Origin of the sequence: Pseudomonas sp. UBA7500 (assembly GCF_002478435.1) — a bacterium.
Lineage (GTDB): Bacteria > Pseudomonadota > Gammaproteobacteria > Pseudomonadales > Pseudomonadaceae > Aquipseudomonas > Aquipseudomonas palmensis.
This window is the reverse complement of sequence record NZ_DLNW01000044.1, coordinates 412,493-434,780: the sequence shown is the minus strand read 5'-3', so window position 1 is coordinate 434,780 and position 22,288 is coordinate 412,493. Positions and strand designations below refer to the sequence as shown.

Annotated in this window: 11 protein-coding genes; 6 read left to right on the top strand and 5 right to left on the bottom strand. The window is 54.9% G+C overall.

Annotated features, from left to right (window positions below; genetic code table 11):
- Window positions 1–296: 296 nt before the first annotated feature.
- Genes B4I46_RS19060 through B4I46_RS19050 form a run of 3 tightly spaced genes read right to left on the bottom strand, consistent with a single transcriptional unit; the run spans window position 297 to window position 3,203 of the window.
- Complete coding sequence (locus tag B4I46_RS19060; protein ID WP_286901342.1) at window positions 297–983, bottom strand: hypothetical protein; 687 nt, start codon at window positions 981–983, stop codon at window positions 297–299.
- Entirely contained in the window at window positions 980–2,152 is a 1,173-nt protein-coding gene (locus tag B4I46_RS19055) for a hypothetical protein (protein ID WP_286901341.1), read from the bottom strand. Before B4I46_RS19055 ends, B4I46_RS19060 begins: the two co-directional genes overlap by 4 nt.
- A gap of 7 nt (window positions 2,153–2,159) precedes the next feature.
- On the bottom strand, window positions 2,160–3,203 hold the full coding sequence (locus B4I46_RS19050) for a hypothetical protein (RefSeq protein ID WP_286901339.1): 1,044 nt from the start codon (window positions 3,201–3,203) through the stop codon (window positions 2,160–2,162).
- A gap of 496 nt (window positions 3,204–3,699) precedes the next feature.
- Between B4I46_RS19050 and B4I46_RS19045 the strand changes: the two genes are divergently transcribed.
- From B4I46_RS19045 to B4I46_RS19025, 5 genes are all read left to right on the top strand, one after another.
- A complete protein-coding gene (locus B4I46_RS19045; RefSeq protein WP_286901337.1) occupies window positions 3,700–5,154 on the top strand; it encodes a site-specific integrase in 1,455 nt (484 codons plus the stop codon).
- The gene (locus B4I46_RS19040) at window positions 5,151–8,534 is read left to right on the top strand and encodes a site-specific integrase (protein ID WP_286901336.1); all 3,384 of its coding nucleotides are present in this window, start codon (window positions 5,151–5,153) and stop codon (window positions 8,532–8,534) included. The genes B4I46_RS19045 and B4I46_RS19040 overlap by 4 nt, the downstream gene beginning before the upstream one ends.
- A 75-nt stretch (window positions 8,535–8,609) precedes the next feature.
- Window positions 8,610–9,236, top strand: coding sequence for a hypothetical protein (locus B4I46_RS19035; protein WP_286901335.1), 627 nt, complete (start codon window positions 8,610–8,612; stop codon window positions 9,234–9,236).
- A gap of 118 nt (window positions 9,237–9,354) precedes the next feature.
- Window positions 9,355–9,726, top strand: a complete 372-nt coding sequence (locus tag B4I46_RS19030; protein ID WP_286901334.1) for a hypothetical protein — start codon at window positions 9,355–9,357, stop codon at window positions 9,724–9,726.
- A gap of 92 nt (window positions 9,727–9,818) precedes the next feature.
- Window positions 9,819–11,774, top strand: coding sequence for a hypothetical protein (locus B4I46_RS19025; protein WP_286901333.1), 1,956 nt, complete (start codon window positions 9,819–9,821; stop codon window positions 11,772–11,774).
- Between the two features lie 721 nt (window positions 11,775–12,495).
- Here B4I46_RS19025 and B4I46_RS19020 read toward each other — a convergent pair.
- The gene (locus B4I46_RS19020) at window positions 12,496–15,372 is read right to left on the bottom strand and encodes an AAA family ATPase (RefSeq protein ID WP_286901331.1); all 2,877 of its coding nucleotides are present in this window, start codon (window positions 15,370–15,372) and stop codon (window positions 12,496–12,498) included.
- 277 nt (window positions 15,373–15,649) lie between these two features.
- Between B4I46_RS19020 and B4I46_RS19015 the strand changes: the two genes are divergently transcribed.
- The gene (locus tag B4I46_RS19015; RefSeq protein WP_286901329.1) at window positions 15,650–19,615 is read left to right on the top strand and encodes a DUF4365 domain-containing protein; all 3,966 of its coding nucleotides are present in this window, start codon (window positions 15,650–15,652) and stop codon (window positions 19,613–19,615) included.
- Window positions 19,616–19,810: 195 nt separating this feature from the next.
- Here B4I46_RS19015 and B4I46_RS19010 read toward each other — a convergent pair whose 3' ends face one another.
- Window positions 19,811–21,946: a KAP family P-loop NTPase fold protein gene (locus B4I46_RS19010; RefSeq protein WP_286901328.1), complete on the bottom strand. Its 2,136-nt coding sequence runs from the start codon at window positions 21,944–21,946 to the stop codon at window positions 19,811–19,813.
- Window positions 21,947–22,288 lie beyond the last annotated feature (342 nt).

Sequence of the window (22,288 nt, the reverse complement as noted above, 5' to 3'; positions counted from 1 at the left end):
GGACGTCATGCACCTGGCGCGGCATGCATGTGGACATGTGACTAGGAAGCCGACACCTCAAAGCTTGTTAACCATTTTTTTGATGCGTTAACTGAGAAGGTTTACAGGTCAAAAAATTGGTTTACAGCCCCAACGAGGTGAGACGTACTCAGAATCAACTGAATGCGGGACACGGCTGTAAAGCCCTACGTGATCGCGAAGGTACTACCATCCTCCTCAGATGCAGTTAGGTACGCGATCAAGGAAGGTTTCCAGGGCGAGCCAGCCCTACCCTCCCCTAATCGCTCCCCGCCTGGTTAGCGGATCAACAGGCTCGTCAGCAGTTGCAGGTGTTCATCATCATCCAGAGAAATCGCAACCGACCCCGATCGCGACAACTCGATCTGCACAGGCGTTGAGTCGTACGTGTAGACGATTTTGATCTTGTCGATCGGCGCCGGGCGCCCACCTGTGATCTCCAGCAATTTCGTCATCGCATTACCGGTCGAGGCGATATCCACCCGGTAGCTGCTTTCGATATCAAAGGTGACCGCGCCGGATACGATGCGCTTGGCCATGACCCTCGTGAGGCGCTTGTCGGCCTTCAACTGCTGATAGACCGACGAAATATCTGGCTTCACGATCTCCAGGGCGAATGTTGTCCCGGCTGCGGCCCGGATAAGCTCAACGAACGGCTTCAGATCCTTGGGCGGCGAACTCATGCAGATCGAAAAACGATCCGACCCCAGCGATTCGAACACCATGTCAAAGCTGATGAACGTCGAGTAACTCGACTCAACCGTCTCACCAAGAGGGTTCGTGAACGACTGCGTGATATCCCGCTGCTCGTGATACCGAAAAGTGGCCTTGCCATCCAGGATTTCAAGAATCTCGACGCCGAGCCGATTCTCGTCGTTGAACGGCTGCTGCCGAAGGCCATGAACAAGGGTCTGAAAGTCAATACGAGCGGTCAGAACCCAGAGTTTCAGCCGCTTTGACTTCATGCCATCAAGCTCCTTTCGATGTCGTCCAGGGTCTTCTGCGCCGCTTCCTCCAAGCGGATCTTGAGCTTCTGCTCAAGCACCGGCTCAGCGCGTACGGGGTTCTTGGCGTATTTTCCGTTGTTGTAGTTGTAGACACCTTTGACGATATAGGAAAAATCGCAGTACTTGGCCTGATTGCCAAATTGAGCCTCGAACTGAACGATCTCTGAACCTAAGGGCTTTTCGCGGGCTGTCCATCGAATCTTCCACATGTAGAAGCCGTGACCCTCCAGCTCCATGAGCTGCTTGGACTCCAATACACCCTTGCCCTTCAGCGATGCCTTCTCGATGCGGATAATCTTGTGAACTCTGGCTTCTGGCTGCGGCCTGGCCAGCTCGACTTCCGGATCGCCACCATCCCCTTCCTCGTCCTCATCGCCTGAGTCAAACTCAACTGCATCCTCGATCACCAACGCCTCATCACTGAGATCCAGGTCATCATCATCGCGATCTTTAGGGTTGAATGTGGAGACGTCGACAACATCGACCACCTCCATGTCCTTGAGGTTGCGGATCAAGCTACGAAGGAAATTTGTCCTGATGCCGGCGTCCGGGATTGCCTCCAGGGAGATGGTGCGGGTCGACACATCTTTTTCAGTGACAATCTCGATCTGGGAATACAACTGATCGGTAATGTCCTTGAATTTCTCGTTCATGGGGCCGGTGATTTTCCAGCCGCTGCCCTGCTTCTCAAGGATGACCTCCGCCGTCTTCTCGACGACCTGGCGGAACTCCGCCTGGCTCAGATCAAGCTTCTGGTATTTGACGGTGAGCTTGAGCTGATCACCATGGATGGCTACTTCAGCCTGCTCGTGCTGGCTATCCACAAGCCATTCCTTGACGGAGGTAAGCGCATCGGTCAGCTGATCTTTTGTAACCGCCGTGGTAACGACCACATTCGTGGTCTTCTCACGACTGTCACGGCCACCTACCAGGAGCGACAGGTTCCGATAGTCGTAGTAGTCATGGAACAGGGCACTGAACCGATTGGCCAAGAATTTTTTGTCTGACTCGTTGGAGATCACGATCCCCCTGGACAGGAAGACCTTCCGGAGCTCAGCACTCGTCAGACTTCGCTGCGTGAGCGCATCATAGATCGCTTTGTCGGACGCGAAGTACAGGCTACCCATTCTCATGTCAGTCTCGCTCCCAGCCGATCGCTTCGGGCCTATAGTTCGGAATTGCGTGATTCACGATGTCCAGTTCGATCGCCTGCAGTTTCCGCTTGCGATTCTCGTCTTCGCCCCACTCAGTGACGTAGCTGTTAATGGCAGCGTTGAAATTGCTGAGGATGCTGCTGTGATGGTAGCGATTGGCAACCCGGATCCGGATCTTCAAGTCTTTGTTGGCGTTGAGGATCTGGAACCTGGACAGGGCGTCAAAGAGGTACCGGAATTCGATCTCACTACTGCCATCGCGGCGATAGTAGATCAGGTAGCCTTCACTATACGTTTCAGTCAGCTTCATGGCCTTTTCGCAGTACGAGATCACCTCCTTGTGGTGGATGATCATGTACGGCGAAGCGATGAGCTCAGCAGTGGCTGCACGCTCCCAGTACTCGCCACTGGCCTTGTGCAAAACGAGATCAGGGTAATAGAAGGTGTAGTTGTCCTTCGGAAATGTCCCTGCCGCCCTGAGGGCATTCACATCGACCTGCAGCGTCTTCAGGTAATTGATCAGTGAAGGCTCGACGATATGAATCTGCTGAGAATCCTTGATGTGCAGGTTCTCGCCCTTGTAGTCCTTGAAGTGATCGTAGAAATTCTTGTCGTACTCGTCGTCGTGGTTGTACACGAACAGCATCCCACGAACCTCATACCTCTCACGCTTGGCCAAGTGGTAGCGCGTCTGCCACTCCGTCGAGGCACGCGCACAGTCGATGGTCTTGCCCAGGGATTTCAAGGCCTTCTTGATCGAGTCCAGCGTGATTGAGCCCACCGCGTAGCTCTTCAAATCGGTATGAAGGTAGACGGCTTTGTTCAGATAAGGGTCTGCGTACTTGAACACCACGTCAGTGGGATGCGTGTGCTCAGACTTCTTCAAGGGCGCGTGTGTTTCCTTCTTCACACAGCCGAAGTTGAGGTTCGCCGGCCCCTCTTTCTTCCAGCGGAAGAAGCTGAAGATCTCGCTGGAAACGAGCTCCGCGAGCCTCGCAATTTTTTCGGTTTCGCCGCCTGACATGGTCGTTCCTGTCACGAAATAAGTGCGCAGGAACGGAAGCGACCAGGGATTAAAAGCCCTTGCCGGGAAGGCGCGTCCTGCGGTGGATATGGCTTCATGCCAGTACAAATTACCGCAAAACGCTGAAGCCGACCATCGTGACATCACCCCCCGATAAGGCTGTTCGTCGGGTTGGCTGCAGCTGATTCACCCCTGGCAGATCGCGAAAGCGGACAAAAAGTCATGAAAATGATGCCGAGAGCGCACAGGTCGCTCAACGACATGGGTTTGGCGGGTTACCGGGGCGAAGGGAGGCTGTGAGACCTTAATTACGCGGCTTTGCGGGAGCAAGGGAGGGATTCAAGGCCGTGCTGATTAGCACAATAACGCGATAAAAATACAAACAAAGACATAAAAATCCTAAAAATAAGAACTTTTTGTCATTTCAAATTGTACTTTACAGTAAATACCATGCTGCTTCCTAGATTACATCACGATTCAAGAGTGTTGTCAATATATGCGTAAATCGAAGATTGCCTTGGTTGGCCAGGGCTCGAATCCCCCCCCCAAGGCCCCGAAAAAGCAGCCAACCGCCGGAAACAGCATCGAGGCGATGCACAGCCTAACGCGAATCAAGTGCGAACCACCCAGGCTCTACGAGACAGCTACAGGTGCACCATTGGATTTCTACAATGAGTTCACCGAGCACCTTTGGGGCGAGATTGGCACCAGTTGCTCGCGCAACGCGGCAATTGCGATGGAGAGAGGTGGGCGGGTCTTCACCGAGTTCCTCTACGAAACCGGCGCCCTCTCTGGCCGACTCGACCCTGCGACTGCATCGAAAACCATGCACCTTTTCCCGTCATATCTCATCGACGGTGCGCAGGCCAAAGACCCGATCGTCCGCCAGGCATTCATCCGAACGGGCCGCAAAAAGATCTCCCCCAAGTCTGCCGGGCAGTACATCGCAGGCGCCAATCGCATGCTGAACGTCTGCAGCGCGATCTCGTTCGAGCAGGCAGAACTGACCTCCGTGCTGACCGGCCTGCCTCCCCAGGCTCAAACCAATGCACTGCCGGAACTCAACCCCAGGCTGCGCAGCCCTCAGGAATTAGCTCAAATCCATGCCAACACGCTGCAGGTCAAACCCACCCTTGGTGCCGGCGCAAAGGTAGCCCGAGGCGGCCTGCGCGCCCCTAAGGTCAAGAAAGATTGGAAGGCCAAACACATTGGCCTCCCACATATCCTACCCATGCTTGAGAACGCCCCAACGCCATTGGACGGTTTGATCTGGAGCTTGGGGCTTGGCAGCCTGAGGCTCTCCGAGGCGGTTGGGGTTCGCCTGGAGGACGTTGATGTTCACAAGAGGATCATTCGCGTAGAAGACCCTTATGGCCTGCGTGACACGACGAACAAGGAAAGCTTTGGGTTCAAAGGTCGCAAGACTGCGGTCGTGACGATGTTCGAGCCGTTCAAATCCATTTTCTGGCAGAAGCTGGCTGATTACATGGCTGTGCGCCCCTGCTCCGACAGCCCATTGCTACTGCTATCGCTTGATGAAGACACCTACGGTGCACCTCTCTGCGAGCTCAATTCGAACACCGTCAACAAGGCGATCAACCGCCGCATTCAAGCCACCCAGAAGAAACTGAAGTTCGTCGCTCCCCAAGGAAACTACTCGTCCCACGACTTCCGGCACCTCTTCGGCGTGTGGGCGCGCAACTACGTCATGGTGCCAGGCCGACCCAAGCCGGGCCTCGACCTACCTGAAATTCAGTTGCTGATGGGGCACGCAGATCTCCGGAGTACCGAGATCTATGCCGCAGATCTGGGCATCAACACCCTTGTGGACGTCGATGCTGCCAACGAGCTCGTGTACCACCAAGGCAAGGGCGAAAGCATTGACCACTACCGTGGCCTGGCCTACGGGCGTTTGAGCGAAGAACTGCTTGAGCGGGGCCCAGAAGCGTGATCAACACCACCGACAGCCTTACCCTGCACGGCAATGATGTCCTACAAAATGCTGCGGCCATCTTGCAAGAACTGGCTCAGAAAGCCATGGATGCCGAGAGCGTGTCTGGGAAAGCCAATCCTGAGCTCCTGACGGATAGGCAAGCCAGGCACCGGCTGGCGTTATCCATCTTCCTGAGGATTCGCAAGGGTCGTGCATTGACCTACCCGGAGCTCACGACACTCTACAATCTCTGCCTGGTTCCCGACAAACAGCTCGATCTTGCCCTACCTTTGTATACGGCACTCACTGGCGAGGCTGCCCCGCATCCTAAAGATGTTAGCGGCATTCGCATCCCCATTCGGACAATGTTTGTTCTCTTGTGGACTAAGGGGAATGCCACACTCCCTCATGACTTCAACATCAGTGGCGTATGGGCTAAGTATCCGGAGCTGATTGATAGATCGCAGGGCTTTATCCACAAGCTCGCGGGAGTCAAGACATCGAATCTGCATCGCTGCACTCGAAATTTTCAATACCGAGTCAACTGGCAGCGGCCCGAAGACATTGTATTTGAAGAGTTGTGGGAAGCAGCGCCTGTAGTAGTCGACAAGCAACGTGAAATAAAAAGTAAGTCTAAGAAGGGTAGCAAATGCACTGATTTTTCCTACCTAACATGGCTTCATCTATTTGCCAGAGAGCATCCAAAAATTGTAAGCCCGGATCAAGCCCGGCTTCTTGAAGGCTATCATGCTCACCTAAGTGCCACCACGTTCGAAATTTCGAGCACCGAGAACAGAAAATCTTATGCGCAGTTCGTCAAACACTGGGGCTCGATGGGTAACAATTACTCAAAAAATGAGAATCTCCAATCCAGAAGAGCCCGCTACGCCTCGGGAATAGATGGCCGAAAACACAAGGACAAACAACGAACCGAAGAAAAAAAGACGCGAGCCGAGGAAACCAAAAAGGAGGCACAAGACTTACTCCCCCCCGAGGAGTATGCTCTTTTGCCTGGTCGTCGCCGACCAACTATTTATAACTATGACTGGGTGAATGGCTACTACAATACCCAGGACAACCTAGACATTGAAAAGAACTTATCCTGTTGGATTAAGGCTGGCGAGCTGCACCTTGAACACATTGAAGAACTCATAAGCATTAACAGCAGAAAGCAAGAAGTTGGATACATACATATTCTGATGGATTACCTAGGTAGGTATCTGCCTGCTTGGCTCAGCAAACACCCCAACAGCGGCATCGAGATCCCGACCAACATTGAGAATTTTCACCGCTCCATTTTTTGGCATCGTACGTCCAAAAATAGCAACCTGAGCAATCCAAAGGACAATTCAAAAATCGATTTGCCGCTTACACTGATGCAGTTTTACGACCTGAAGCGCAGCATCAAAACCAAAGCCAGGTTCATTTTTTCGATATGGCGATATTTCGAAGTCGCGATAGCGAACGGCAACGTAGTAATGCCTAATGGTGAACCTCTAGTCAGTAGCCTCTATAAAAATCCGATCCATCCAGATTTGGACTCCACAGGAAGTGGCTCGGCAGGTAAAAGTGACAAAATCCCCCTCCCCATCGACTCAATGTTGATGGTGGAAGCCTATATGCTCGCACTCGACGCTATCGGGGTCGAGCTTCAAAACAAATGCCTCAGAGGTATCTATAGCTTCCAAGACACTTTGGATCTAAAAAACAGCAGCTGGATCGACCTCGAAAAATACGGAATCTCTTATTCCATCAAGTTGTGGAACCCGAATGACACCTCGCAGGAATTTGAGGTACCGCTCAAAAAAATCATCAATGCTTACTCGTGGAAAAGTGAAAAATACAAATCATCTAGCAGCGACATTTACGTTCCATGGCTGTCACAGGTGAGGATGCTCACAACGGCTCTCTTCTCAGGGCTGCGCCTGCAAAATTGCCAATGGTTGGATATCCGCAGCTTTGATAAATATTACGACCACTCTATGAGGGGAAGCCTGAGCAGCTGCATCCTCTATGTCAATACGGACAAAAGCGGAAAAAGCCGCCCCATCACACTCCCTTATAAAGTCATGGATGTGCTGCTCCAGGAACGCCATTTCCAAACCAGGGAGTACGGAAAAAAATACACAGGCGTGCATTATCAAAATGACCCTAAGAGCACTAAAAAATACAGCAAGATCTACCCTCTTTTCCGTAGCCCTTGGCTCAATAACGGCGCTCCGTTTTCTGACACTTCTTACACCCTAAAATGGACATTGGTTCTTCGCGGATTTCAGGAGATATACAACGAATTCGTACCTCCAGAGCGTCGTCATGAGTTCGTGGAACACACTGCCGCTGGAGATTGGTCGGCAGTACATACCCCACATGCTCTGCGGGCCACATGGATTACCCATCGCCGTATCTATGCGAGCCTTGATTACGCCATTATCGGCGGGCAAGTCGGTCATGCTCAGAAGTATACAAGCGCGCATTATGTAGTGCCGACTCATCAAGAAGCTCTGGCCTTGATTGATTCCGCCAACAGAGCGGTCTCCGAGCATGCGTTTGCAGCTCTGACCGGAAGCCCTCCCAGCCCATCATCGCCTAATTCGGCGCTGGTTAAAGGCTGGGAACAGAACCGCAAAGAGACCGTGCGCGACCAGCATCTCGTCTCCGTAATCCCTGATATCTTGGACGCCGACGAGACAGGCCTGGACTTGATTGCCAGCACTAAAACTCAGCGCGTAAAGTTCTTAGACTGTTGCATTTGTGCTCTTGATGGTGACTGCCCGAAAAAGCTGATGACTTTCACGCGAAAGGCTCGCACCTGTGGTATTTGCCCTTACGCAGTATTCGGGATCGATCATCTACCTGCCCTGAATGCAAAAGTCCGTGATCTTGCCTGTCGTGTGGAGCAACTCAGACCAAAACTTCAGCAAACCCTTAAACACCAACCAAAATCGTCCAGCACAGAGATAATTTACGACGAACTTTCGCTTTGCACCCTGGAGCTAGCTGGTTATCGCCAAGTCATCCAGATCTTGGAGAAAAATTGGCGAGAAGAAAAATTTCCGAACGGGTACATCGCTCGTCATCGCGACCTTGCGAACGCTGTTCGTCATAGTGTTGATATGGCAGATCCCAAACAGCGCGTAATTTCGATGCTGATAGACGCCTCCCAGTTTCCAGCTTTCGCATCAGAACATTACCCCCTGATTCTTGATGAGTTGGCACGTAATCCGGAATTCCTCCAGGTTGCCAACCAACCGTTCGAGGAAAGGGAAATCTACATTGGGCAGATCTTGTCGATCATGGGCGGTACAGGCCTTTCATTCGAGGAAATCTCCGCGTATGCGCTGAGCAAGCCCTCTGCCCTCCTCCTCAATCATCAAGCCTCGATGGCAGGGGCGAGTTGAGATGACCAGGCGAGCTCGTGTGTCCAAGGTAGGTGAATTGGCCAGACGAGCTCGTGGGACTGCGCAGAACTGAACATGAAAAGAAAACCCACCAATGCTCTGTCTACCCCAACGCCTCAAGAGCGAAGAGGTGCAGCACAACTCAAGGCAACGATCGCTCGAATCCATGCCGCTTTGCAGGTGCTTCAACAACAGGCTGAGCCCTTCAAAAACATCAGTCAGCTGGCTGATGAAGTCGCTCGTATCTGCGGCGTCGACCGCAGCCTGCTCTTAAAGCGCGGAAAGTCATACAGGAAGTGCCTCGACGCTTACCCAGGGCTCCTTGGCGATGGAAGTACCCCACCCACCCCATACAGCACGGACATAGATCCACTACATCCGGTCATGATCCGGAATTCACAGCTGGAAGAGGAGAACGTCAAGCTTCGCAACATCGTGGACGATTTGTCGAAACGCCCCGTGCAGGCTGCCCGGTCTCAGGACGCTACTACCAAGGCCAGCAGAGTACCTGAGTACCAGCGCGAGTATGAAGTGACCTGCCAGTTGGTCGACAGGATCCTCGATCACAAGCGGGCCATTCGGATCATAAACGACACCCTGACCGACCTCTCAGATGTCAGCGGCATCCCGAAACCGATCGCCGACTCAACACTCATTGCCCCCTATGTCGAATGGAAGAATGCCCGTGCGCGAACTCAATGATCGTATCTCCAGTGCTGAGGCTGAGGCTGAAGCTGGGTTGGGAGTTGGGGCTAGGTCAGCCCGGAGTGCTTCTGGAGGTGCTTCTGGAGGCGGTTCGCCGCATGAGGTGCTACGCGCCATGACACCGGAACTGGAGTCGGCGAAGAGGCTGCGCCAGGTAGCCCTGGAGATCATCGAGTCAGGTAAGAGCGTGCCGATGCGGGCCGGCAAGATAAACCTTGCATGGCTGGCTGGGACGGTGGGGCTTACCAGGCAAGTCTTCTATGAAGGGCGCGGCGGGCACGAGCTGCCCCAGATTGCTGAGCTGCTGCTGGAGCATGTGCGATCTCAACCCTCCACCAAGGCCCATTCGCAGTACGACAAATCGCTGGCCAGCTTACGAACCGAGATCCAGCTGCTCAGAACCCAGCTGCGAGATGCCGAGCGTGGTTTGCAGCGTGCGGCTTTCCGGGAAGAGATCATTCGGTCAGGAAAGATCCTCACGTTCTGACTGGGCCCTTGGCAGGCCACGCTTTGCGGCTCTACAGCAGATTCCGTCCAGCTTCATTTCCCTGTCTTTCTACCCAACGGTGCATCAGGCCAATGGCAAAGTACTACTTCGTCCGGAAATTCACTCTCACGCTGGGTGGCGAGCGGCGATTCCATCTCCTATCGCTGACCACCGGGACATCCTTCAAGGCGCGGCTGGATCCGGAGCTAGGGTCGAAACACTTATTCCCAGGCATGACCTATCGCGCGTCCATCACCAAGCGCGGGAGGGGGCTGGTCATTACCCACCTGTACCCCGCTCTTTGCGTGGAATATGACGAATGCAGGGCACTGGCGGGCTTCGTTAGTACACAGAAAGCGCTCCCTCAATACTCACCCCCCTCCGGACTCGCGAGCGTTTTGGAACAAGCTGCTTTGCTGGAGCAGCGCAGTGTGCGGCAGCTGCTTGACCATGAGAGTCGGTTCATTCTTGGGAAGCATCTTGACGATGCTCAGACGGCCCAGTTGCAGTTCGCATGGCAGGAGTACATGGACTTCCAGGAATCGGTGTCTGGACTCATGATTCAGGGATTCGATCAAGCCAGTGCGGAGCAGATGGTGATTTGTCTGCCAGTAAACGCCTGCTTCCTCCTTATTCATCCCCCACTGGCACTGCCGTTTCTTGAGACCAATGACGACTCAGTACTGGATCATCCAGGCTTCGATCAGACGCCTGGATTGAGGAAGGCTTGGGCACTGCTAAGGCATCTGGAAGCCCATTCAACGGCGGGGAACACCCTTGTTGAGGTCGCTTCTGTTTATGGGTGTGTGGCAGATGTGGCTGAGGCAGATGGCGGTGGCGGTTTAGTCGACAGCGTCATCGCTGGCTCGGACGATGTGCTTGAGGCGATTCGCGAGTGTGAGGGCCACGGCTGGGTTGTGGCGACGGAAGGCCGCGTTCAGCTCCAGTCGAACCATATCCTGCAGAGCGCGGTACGCCATCATCTGACCAGGATCTGCACGCCCTTTCACCCGGTCTATAGCGAGCGTGAGATTGAACACGCCTTCAGCCGCTTGAGCGCGTTCACGCCGGACACGTTCGCTTTCGACATGCTCGACGAAGTGACCTTGGCACTGAATTCACGTGTGCTGCTCGTTCGATATGACGATGTCAAAGCAGCCGTCGAATTCACCCAGCAGTACTGTGCGGTTTCGGAGCTCTTGACGTATACCGTTCCGACCTCGGTGACGATCGCGAAGGCCAGGTGCGCGGCCTATGAAAATGAGTTAGGTCATGCCCCTGTCCCGTTCTACCAAATTACAGATGGCGCTCATGCGCAGGCTATCGTCGTGCATCAGTTCAATCAGTTGCCCTTGTTCGAGATTTTTCAGCTGCTGGCAGAGCTGGAGAATGTGGTGAATTTGGTTGCACTGGTCGATGCCACCCTGCCGGCCAATGCAGCTGTTGACCAGATGTCTCGCTACTTCCCCACCGTGGATGTCCGCATTCGCCAGCAAGGTGCTTTGCCGATCCAGCAATGCCTTCGGAACCTATCCGAGATCGAGGCACGGATCGATGCAGAGGACGTTCAGCGCATCGCGGTGATCTGTGATTGCCCTGATCTTAACCAGTTGCTCAATCGGCGATACAGCTCAGTTCCAGCAGATACGAAGGTGCCTAAAAAGGGCGACATAATTCGGCTCTCACCACGTGGTCTTCGACGTAAAGATGACGTCCTGATTCGCATTGTGAACGTCAAGTCGAATGAGCTTTTCGTGTCTCAGTCACAGACGTATCGGATGATCAAAGCGGACGAGTTCGCGGGGGACTCATGGGATGCAGGATTCGCATTGAGCCCGAATGAAGCACTGGGGGTCGAGCTCCCTCCGGTACTGGTGTTTACCTCCGCTCAAGGCGGTGCTGGTGGGGAAAGGACTGGGGCTGCCTTCGTCAGGAACCTGCAGGCGCAAGGGGTTCGCGTGATTGAGCACTGCGTGTATGAGATTGAGGGCTCTCCGAGGCTTGCAAGTCCTGGGACTTTGCAGAGGATTGTGCCGCTGGTTGAGTGATGCTTGATTGCGCCGTCCCTAGGCGGTCTTCGCGGAGTCCGACGAGACTCGATCTATCCACTCGCCTTGGCTGCGGAGTGCCGATACGACTCTGAAAACAACAAGGCAAAAAATTGAGTTATGTTCGAGCTCAGCTACCCTTGATCGCAATTGGCCACTTCCCGGGTGATGGATGCGCGTTGCGCAGTTGACTGTAAAAAATTTCAGGGGCATCAAGCATCTCGAATGGAAGCTGATGGGACAGTCCATTTGTTGCCTGATCGGCGTGGGCGACAGCGCGAAAACAACCGTCAGGGAGTACCGTCGACTTTGACTACGGCTCCGTGATAGACCGCCTCCCTTGAGTACCTTGGCACACGCGAGGCTGCAGGCGAGTCCAACCAAAGCCATTCGTTAGCGCTGACGGCTCAAGTGCAGGAGCGACGGCGTACCCGCCCGAAACGTATCTGATTGATCGCCGTTACTTTCAGCGAAGAACGGATTATCCAGGCCCAGGAAATCAGCCATCCAAGCTTTTTAATTGCAGGGACTCCTCAAAGCCTGTGTACTCACCAATGGGAGTCAGTTGCTTACCGGCTCAAGAGCCTACTTGACCCGGCACTCACCAGAGTGAGATCCGGCCTATACGGCGGGGTTGGCAATGGGCGATTGAAAGTAGCCATGCCAGAACCCTGTTCTGGCGCCGCGTTCATTTGCTTGGCACCTCTCGCTGTATGAGGCACTAAGCAGGTGGCAACTCAGCGGGCAACGCCCCTGCTCCCTCACGATCCGCCACGCTCACTACGCAGCGCTCGATGAACTCAAGCTCCTGGGTGAGTTCAATGGCGCGCTTTTCCAGCGCCTTCAACACGGCCTGGTGGTCTTTTTGCACCTCTTCCGGCGCTCTGGCGAGGCCTGCCAGCTTCCTGCGGCCCTTCTCGATTTTTTCGTTGACCTCAGCAAGGTATCTCTCACCGGACTCCTTCTTTTTGTCCGTGAAAAGCTGGCATTCCAGGAAACGGATGGCATCGTATATTTTCAAGACTTCACCACTGGTCTTGGAGTGCACGAAGTTCAGGCTGCCTTCATCAAAGGCGTGGTGCTCCTGGTTTTGGCCGCCCCAGTTGACCAGGTCGTTCTTGATTAAATTGAAGTGCGACAGGTCGTAGTCGATGAACGGCTCCACCAGCTTGAAGGTGTGCTCCAGGCTTATCTGCAGGTACATGCTCTTCTTGAGCTGGGACTTGTTGAAATTGGCAGTGACCTGTACGCCGTTCTCAATGCAGAACTCCAGCACCATGGACTCGAACCAGATCCGGCAATACAGCAACGCCTGTCGAACGTCGAAAACCGAAAGCGCCACGTGCACCTTTTTCTGAAAACCGCCCGAGTGATCAATGACCACGATGCCTTTGTTCGTATAGCTGAGCACATGGTTTGCATGCTGGTCGGATTGAGGATGGCGATCAGCGATGATGCAGAAGCGCTCCCAGAAGAGGCGATCGTGGGTCGTCACCACCATCTGGATCCGGCGCAGGTAGTCATCATTGAAAAACAAGTCGATGATGTTGGATCGGTGATCCGTATCGATCGCGTTGACGACGTCATCAAAAACGATGAGCGGAAAATTGTTTTTCTCAGCCATCGCCAAGAGAATCGACAAGCCCAGCGCCCTCAGATGCCCTTCGCTGAGCACAGCAAACGCATCCAGCAGGGATCCGTCCACGTTGGTGATCTTAATCCGGTAGCTCTCCGTAAGCTTTTCAAAGGCCAGCGTCTCTATCTGCTCATGGTCATCGTCGTGGTTATTGATCGCTCGGTAGTACTCGGCAGCCTTGGCTTCGATCCCTGTAATGCGCGCCTTTTCAAGCTCCAGCTTGTAGTCCAACAGGTCGCCGTAGAGCGTTCGGTATTCAGCCTCAAGATCCTTGAGCAACTGGTTGAAGTGGCTGTTATCCACCGAGTCATTGAGCAAAGCCGTTCTCTGCCCTATCAGCGCAAGCATCCTGTCATTGGCGTCTGTGAACCCGGTTAGCGCCTGGGTTTTGAGGTCAAACTGTCGTTTCAGCGACTCATCGACCTGCTTGAGGTGTTCGATGAGCGCATCCAGACGAGCCGCTTGAACCTCCGCCTGATCAACCTCCCGTTGCTTGCGCTCGCAGGCACGCAGATAGGCCTCGATCTGGACTGTACTGTCAGCGCAGAGCGCGATGAAAGCATTGAGGACAGCCCCCGCCACTGTCGAGCGGTCAGTCGCCGTATGGAACTCGATGAGCACCGCTTCCAATGCGTCCATCGCCAGTGGGCAGGGTACATCGGCATAGGCATTGGCCTTCACGGAACTGATCCCGGTCGCGATCCTTGAAGCCCAGAGGACAACTTGAGCATCATTTTTCTGTTTGGATCGCTTCAGAGCCTCCAGAGCCCCGAGCACCTTGATCTGATCACGAGCCCTTTCAAACGGGTTCACCGTGACTTGGTCAAGGGGCGTCAAACAGGCGGGACAGGTCTTCTCAGACGGCTGTTCGGTGGCTTCCAAAGCCTCCAAGGCTTCAAAAACAGCGCGATAGTTAACGTCACTGGCCCTTTTCAGAAACAGTGTCTCGATCTGCGTTTTGCGGCTGAGCAACCGCTTGGCGATGGCAGACGTACGCGCAACATGCTTGATGGGAATGACCACCGGTGCTTTGGCGGCTCGCAGTCGCTCGGCCCCACGGATGTGCATGTCTATCGTCTTGCGCAGCCGCTTTGCCTTTGGACGAATTTCGAAATCCTGATCGGCCCGCAGCCCCAAGAGCTGACAGGTTTGCGATATCGCAGCGTACAGATCTGCCCTGTGCTTGCTCCGCACTTGGCCAAGCTCTGTTCGAGCGCGTTCAAGGTTCGTCAGGGCCTCGGCCTGGTCGGCACGCATGAATGCCTTGAGCGTAAAACTGTCAGGGCGCACGAATCGGGAAATGACTTCCTGAAGCTCTTCCAGGCCGAACAGGGTCGCCAAGACATCACTTTCGCCACTGCCAGTGTCCTTGGAGCCCAGGAGCGAAAACTCCTGAAGGCGATTGCGATCAATAAAGCAGCTTGACCAACTGATACTGGGCGCAATTTTGAGCTTATTCGTTCCCAGGAGAGCGAGCTGGGGCTTGGTTTCTCCTCGCGCAATGTACTGCTTGACCTTGGTCTTGCGCCTGGCGGCTTCCTTGATGTCCCCAGTGGTGCAAATTTCGATGGCTTCACAGAGCGATGATTTGCCGCCCCCATTGGGCGCGTAGAAAATGTTTTTCAGCTTACTGAATCGAATGAACGTGCCTTTGTCGTCAGCACCAAACTCGCCAAAGCCCCGGAAATTCCTGACGCGCAGGTAATCCAACGCCCCCAAGCCCGATGGTGGTATCCGATCCAGTTCAGGCCTTTTATCGAGCACTTTCTTGAAGCGAGCAGCGACACGCTGGTAGTTGCGACCCAGCAATTGATCCGACGCCGTGGTGATGTGTGACTTGATGTGGTCGGAGTAGCGGCCCTTGCTTTGGTTGGCCTGGTACATACACCAAAGAAGCACCAGGTACGCATCAGTACGCCCCTCAAGGTTCTGCCTGGCAAAACTTAAAAGGTACTGACTCATTGCGCCTCCTCCCTGGTACGCATCAGCGTAACCGGACTGGCATCAGGAAGCCATTACCGAGCGCTGTGAATGGGCCGCAGTTCGGAAAAACTTGGGCAGTCTCGTACAACATGGGGGATGCACCCAACCTGACTCGCAGCCCCAGTTACAGAGATATTGATCCCATAGTCTGATCCCAAACTCGGTTTGACGCCCGGTATACTCAGGACAAATAGTGCTGCATCAAAACGCCGTTCAAGCCTCCAGCACCCATTTTTGATAATACCGAGGAAGCACCATGCCAGTTGACGGGCCTCTACCTGGGACGGGTGATCAGCACGACATCAATGCCGATGCAACACGTTGCCTGATGGCTCGACATCCCAAGAATTGGCGAGTGCAAAGCCTGGAAGGGACTGACGACTATGGCTATGACTTCCAAGTGCAGACCACGCCGAATCAACAAGCGACGGATATTTTCCGTATCCAGCTTAAGGGCACCCGCTCTCCGAACCTGACGGCGGATGGCGAATACATTTCGGTGTCTCTGAAAGCCACCACTGTCCGCTATTACGCCCGAGCCGTAGAACCGGTACTTCTGGTGATCTGCGACCTATCGGTGAACGAAGATCCTGTCGACTGCCCCCTTTACTATGTTTGGCTCAGGGATGAGCTGAATCGCATCTCGGTCGACGATCTGTCCGCTGAACGCAAATCCGTCACCCTTCGTGCGCCCACAAAGAACGTACTAAAAATAGCTACGGATCTCTCGGAAGACATTCGCCACCAGAACGAACTGTCTCGCATGGGGCATATCCTGAGTGAGCGCGCAGAGCAAACACACCCAGGGATGCAAGCAGATGACCGCTTAACCCTGGTTCAGGGCGTAGTAAAAGGCGTGGCTGCGCGAGGCTCCGCACTGATGAACGCCTTGGCAGGCCCAACGGAAGACTACTGGGTCAACCCAGCTCGCGGCACGCTTGCCTGGAACTTGACTCAGGCCAAGGCAGATCTACAGGTCACCGCGCTGGATCGAGCGAAGATCCAGCTCGATGAGGCAGAGCCAAAACTCGAAGGGTCGGCCACCCTTGAGCGCGCAGAATATTGGCGCCTACGTGGCAACTGGCAGGTTCAAACGGGAGATAACAAAGCGGCAGTCTCTTCCTACCAGAACGCGTACGAGGTAACGCCGCTCCCCAAGTTCCGAGCAGCCCAGGTGGAAGCGGAGATCCGCATCCGATTCGAGAACGATAGCGACTCACTTGCAGAGCTACATGATTTACTGGAGGGTGAAGATCCAGCCATCATTGCCATTCGCTCCCGGCTGCATGCCGTGCAAGGGCATTACGAGTTGGCCGTTGAGCAGGCGAATTTGCTTGCGGAACCTCAACGGTCTTTCGCCAGAGCGTTTGCACATTGGCTGTCTGAAGAACCGGCAAATTCCCTGACGGACTGCGAGGCGGGCCTTGAAGCCTGTGACGCGTCCGATGACATTCGTGAACTGTTGCTGTTGCTTAGGGCCCGAGCCAAATTTTCCCTCGCAGTGGCCACCGCCACTACGCCGCGACGTGAATCTATCCCACCCGCAGGTCTTCCGGGTGTAGACCTTCAAAAGCTTGAGGAAGCTTGGGTTGCGATTAACGATGCTGTCCTGTCCATAAAGGCATCTGGCTGGGGCTCCAACATAGAGCAGCTCGTCGACATCTGGGGGGCCACAGCGTCGGCCCTTGGCAAGGCAGAGTCGATACTTGCAGACCTGAAGGATGCAGCGCAGAAGCGCCCGGACTTGCCCCATATCCATGAGGTCTTGCGGGGCATTGCGGGTCAATTGGCGGACTTCACCCTCGCATTGTCGGCAAATGATCAGTTGCCCGACTCACCTGACAAGCAGCTCTGGGGCACGCTTCTGCTCTATGAAACCCGTAAATTTCGGGCGTGCTATCAAGGCTTTGGCGCATACGTCGGTGACGTGGATCGCAGCCACCCCCTGTTTGGGTCGGCTGTCACCGCAGCGTCTATTTCGGCGCACAAATCAGTTCAGACCGGCCTCGTGAACCAGTGGATGGGGCTGCTCGAAGCAGATCCTGCTCTGGCCCCCGAAGCCGCCCTCGCACAATTTTATCTCCAGTTGGAGATGAGCAGGTTGGCCAAGGATGAGGCGTTGAGGACGCTGCAGGCCAGGTATGAAGAACTGGATCGGCCCGTCAGTATTGCACTCACCCTCATCCACGAGCTTGACCCTACCGACCCGCAGAGCGCGCAGGCGTGTGTTCGACTCTCCGAAAGGATCACTGAGCACTATGTCCTCTCGCCTGCGGTGGCTGCGCGGCTTGGGTTGGCCTTGGTGACCTTGAGAGATTGGCAAGGCATCGTAGAGCTGTGTCAAAGCAATCGAGTCCGCGTTGAGCCTGGTGATCGAATGGGAGCCTTCGAGGCATTGGCACTTGATCACCTGGGCGAAACGGAAAAGGCCCGCGATCGGTTGTTGAAAATTGTAGCCACAGGATCTGACGATCCACTGGCACTGAACACCTATGCGACGATTGCCACGCGTTGCGGCTACGTCGATGACGCCGTGGAGGCAGCGGAAAGAGCGCTCGAAACTGCGAGATCCAAAGGGGAACAATTGGAGTTCGTTAAGTTACTGTTCTTTCTCATTCAGTTTTCCGACCCAACGAGCGAACGGCTACTGGAGCTGGCCCTGCGAGCTGGCGAACTGGTGGATCAAAGTGTAGAGAGCCAGGAAGGCACCTACTTGATGATGCACCTGAGCGGCACTCTGGGTGGACGCAGTGACATCGACCTTGCCAGGGATAGAGAGCAGTTCCGCACACGCGCTGATGCATTCTTCAGGAATTTCCCGAATTCCCGGATGCTCTGGAGAGGCGAAATCCGAGAGGGCGCCTCTAGCACGGAGTTGGTGGAAAGCCTGAAAGCACTGACTGGAATGACGCCCGACAGAGAGGCCTTCCAGAAGCGGCTAGAGCGCTCCCTACAGCAGGGATTGAATACCGTTCCTTTCTCGTGGCGCCCACGACTGGTGCTGTCTTACGTTTGCGATATCGTGCACCTGTGGGAAATTGCCAAGGTGTCCAGCCGGGATGATCGCCAGTATCACTTAGCAATGGTCAACGATACAGGTTGGCAGCCGACCGGTGCCGATGACCTGCGCAAGCGAGTGCCTTTACTGGATTGGACAGCACTGTTAGTCCTTAACGACTTGGGGCTGATCGACGCCGTCATCACTTTCTTCGGTCAAATTGCGGTGACCAAGGCCACGATGGAGGAGCTTGCCGAGTTCACGAACCCCGTGTTTGGAAGCCCAAAGCGAAGCAAATGCTTGGAGCTACAGAACGCTTTGAAACCCCATCTCGCCTCGATCCTTCAGCCCTCCCCTCCAGAGGTGGCAAGCGAGGCATCGCCCGCCAGAGTCATTGGGCGCAGCAACAGTGAAATCGTGGAGATACTTGGCAATGAGCCGGAACGGTACCGGCTCTATTCTGATGACGAATCGCTGCGGATATTTTGTGCTGCAGGTTCCGAGGTCGACGGTTTCTGCACCCTTGATGTCCTGGCCGCAATGACAGAGGTTGGGCAGCTCTCCCCTATTGAAAAAGCCGGCAAAATTGCGCAGCTGTGCGAATGGCGGGTCGGGGTAATCGTACAGCTATCCGAAATTGTGCGGCTGCTCCCCCCGGCTGCCTTTACTGCACGAACCGTACGTCAAGCCGTAGAAATCCTCGACGCTGAACCTAGGCTCATTTCAGTGATCTCGGCGCTCTGGGACTACCGCGCACCCTTTGAGAGAGCGCTGCGTCATGCAGCATCGGTGTTACGCATACTGGTAGATCAGGCTTTGCTTCCTGAGATTTTGCTAGCGGCGCTGATGCGACACTGGCATGTCAAAGCAGCCATGAAAAACGATGCCCCCAGCCAGGCCCTTGAGACCATCGTCATTTTGATCATCACCGCCGCACTCATGAGTCATTTGCCGAAGGCGTGCGCCAAACAACTCTGGGCGGTCTACATGCTGTTGGTGGAGTCTCACCATGGCGATCAAATGGATGAAGGTCTTGAGAAAGTGGCTATCCGGTTGCTAGGTACGAGATGTGCTCAGTTGGAATCCATAGAGGCCGGAGAAGGACTACGAATCTTTACCGCGCTCAATGAGAGCCTAACGAGGGATACGATTGACCAGTCCGAGTTCGCCAACGCTTACACCACAGCACGAATAGCGGCACAACGTCCCCAATTCAGACGATAACTGCGGGGCCGCAAGGGCTGGAGGCATGCCCCGATGCGGCTTCGCTGTAGTCAAGGCTAGCGGCGCCATATCTCGTCGGCGGGCCTGCGACACGATCACAAGAAAGTATTGCGGACTGTGGGCCTCAATTGCGCCGCCTCCATCTGTCATTCAGTCATTCAAGTAGCTCAAGACATTCGGTGAGTCGGCCCCTATTCACTCGTCATCAGAATCACTGCTGTGCCAGTCGTCTTCTTGGAAATAGGCATCAATGATGCCTACCTGCTCACGGGAAATATCCGGCAGCTGCCGCAAAGCGTCAACCAAGACTGTTGCCCGCTCACGCTCGACGATGGGGTCTAACACCCGTGAGGAAACATTGATCGTACTGCTCGACACCCTGTCGCTGTCGGCGTGCGCCATTCCACGAGACGCTGAAGCCTCCAGGTACCTGAGCAGCATGGCGGGGTCACTCAAAATGGGTTGATACAGCTCACGCACACGCTGCTCGCCAACGATGTCGATGAGGGGACGGATCAATAACTGCTGCTCGTCAAAATCGAGCAGGTCAGACAAGCTCATCAGCATTGCCTGCTCAGCGACTTCGCTCTGCAGCTCCGCTATCACGGAAGGCTCAAGCCCCTCCATATGCGTTCCGTGAGGCAGGTCACCCCGAATCCAGCGCAGCAGATGCAGCGCCGTAGGAACACCCCGCGCCTCCATGACGGCTGATCTCAACGCCACCTCTCTATCAGGCGGTGCGATCGTCTCAAGGAGCCGCTGCAGCGTCGATGAAACCCGCCAGTGGTTCGGCATTGACAGGAAGCCGGCCTCGTCTGCCACCACAAGCAGGCTCTCCGATACGCTCAAGATGGCGATCAGTAGCTGGGCTGCCCGGTCGCCGCCAAGGTCACGTGCCATGCGGGAGATGAAATCCAGCAACTCACGGGCCTTGGAATGACCATCCTGCCGGCGGGTGCTTTTGAGACCAGCCCATGCGTCCGAGAATTGCTCCGGATCAGCCGAAAGCTCAATTAGCTGATCAGCCTCCGCTCTGCTGAGTATCGACTCCGGCACCCCGAAGCTAAAGTACACGGGATGAAAATCATCGCAGCTCAGGTTCATGCGGCGGTACCCGTCATACCCTCCATAGTACTGCCGGTTCAGCGCAGCATCGATCTTAGGAAACATGCGGCAGATCAGCGCACGCACCGCTGCCCTTCTGTTCTCGGGAACCTGCTCAAGCCATGCATTATGAAAAGCCACTACGCTCTGCAGATCGTCTCCGATCTGGGGTGAGCCGGTAAACATCTGGCGGTGTTGCCGGATTCGCTGGTAGGCGATGGGCTCGAAGGTTCGCAAAAATTCCAAGGCCACAAAATCCACCCAGTTGACCTCCCCGACAACGGCTGGAAAGGTCACGCGCAGAACGTTCATGATGCGTACGATGTCACGAGGCTTCTGCAGGTATTGCTCCAGGCCATCGAAGAAGATGTTCTGGAAGTACCTGGGTGCAGCATCGGGCGCACGTACGGCTGAAAGCAGGTTGTTCAACTCTTGGGAGAAGTGAGTATTGAGCTGAGCCTGCGAAATGATCGGGAGCTCAAACGCTGCCTGCACGATTTTCTCCAGATAGGCCACCCCGCTCGCATTGACCGCATTACCTATCGCCTCGGCCACTACCTCTCGGTCAAAGGACAGCAGGTACAAGACATTCGGGAAGTCGGCCAAGGCTTTGACGACCTTGAAAACCTCCAGCATTTCTGGTGGCGTCAACCGGTCGATGTCGTCGATGACGATCAGAACACGCCGGTCAGCCTTCGCCAGGGCTTTGCTGATCTTCGCCTTGGCCTTCGGCACATCCATGGGCTTGCGACCCAGCATCTTTAGGAAGGGGGTGAGCAACTTATCCAGCCAGGAAATACCGGTTGAGTAAGTAACCACCTTGGAGATTGCGCCCGCGTATTTAGCGAGCATGTCGCCGGCATCGCGCAACACACCGGATTCACCGATCAGTGTCTTGTGAAACTGAGTAAGCAACTGCCCAGCCAGCTGATCTCTGCCATTGAACCACCACGGGTTAAACTCAACGATGAGAGGCGGTGCATCCGAACTTTGCGTTAGCTCATACCGGATCAAATTGAGCAGGCTCGACTTCCCGCTACCCCATGGGCCATTCAACGCCATCACGACACCGGTTGGGCTAGGTGTCTTGCGAATCGCCTTGGCAAGTGATCGTGCAAATGGGTAATACCCAAAGGCATCATCGTCAGGCGCCAGGACGGCCCGATCTGCGTCGAGGTCGCTCTGGGCAAGTTCACCTGGGCGATTCGGTGGGTCGCCATCTTGCATGGACTGCTCCTACTTCGTGTGGGTGGGATGAGGAAAGTCAGAGATGAAAACGCTGCCCGATTTCAGACGATCCCGATGCGTCTCATACTAATAAAAACACTGACCCATCGCATGAGCTGGATTTAGAACACGAGGCTTGCCGGAAAAAGCACGCCTATCCCATAGCAGCTAGCTGCAAAGCCAACACCTGACGCAAGCGCAGTGCCCGGATGCGGTGACGGGCGGGCCGTATCGAGATAAGTAGGCAAATGATTGCGAATGACGCTGATGCCGTTCCAGATGGCGTAAGCTGCGCTCAATCCGTAATCTACCGGGACGCTCGGGTGACGGAGCAAGCTCATG

Coding starts and splice junctions, on each gene's coding strand:
- B4I46_RS19010 (WP_286901328.1), bottom strand. CDS start 21,946: ATGCAAGATGGCGACCCACCGAATCGCCCAGGTGAACTTGCCCAGAGC.
- B4I46_RS19035 (WP_286901335.1), top strand. CDS start 8,610: ATGAAAAGAAAACCCACCAATGCTCTGTCTACCCCAACGCCTCAAGAG.
- B4I46_RS19060 (WP_286901342.1), bottom strand. CDS start 983: ATGAAGTCAAAGCGGCTGAAACTCTGGGTTCTGACCGCTCGTATTGAC.
- B4I46_RS19030 (WP_286901334.1), top strand. CDS start 9,355: ATGACACCGGAACTGGAGTCGGCGAAGAGGCTGCGCCAGGTAGCCCTG.
- B4I46_RS19015 (WP_286901329.1), top strand. CDS start 15,650: ATGCCAGTTGACGGGCCTCTACCTGGGACGGGTGATCAGCACGACATC.
- B4I46_RS19050 (WP_286901339.1), bottom strand. CDS start 3,203: ATGTCAGGCGGCGAAACCGAAAAAATTGCGAGGCTCGCGGAGCTCGTT.
- B4I46_RS19045 (WP_286901337.1), top strand. CDS start 3,700: ATGCGTAAATCGAAGATTGCCTTGGTTGGCCAGGGCTCGAATCCCCCC.
- B4I46_RS19055 (WP_286901341.1), bottom strand. CDS start 2,152: ATGGGTAGCCTGTACTTCGCGTCCGACAAAGCGATCTATGATGCGCTC.
- B4I46_RS19020 (WP_286901331.1), bottom strand. CDS start 15,372: ATGAGTCAGTACCTTTTAAGTTTTGCCAGGCAGAACCTTGAGGGGCGT.
- B4I46_RS19025 (WP_286901333.1), top strand. CDS start 9,819: ATGGCAAAGTACTACTTCGTCCGGAAATTCACTCTCACGCTGGGTGGC.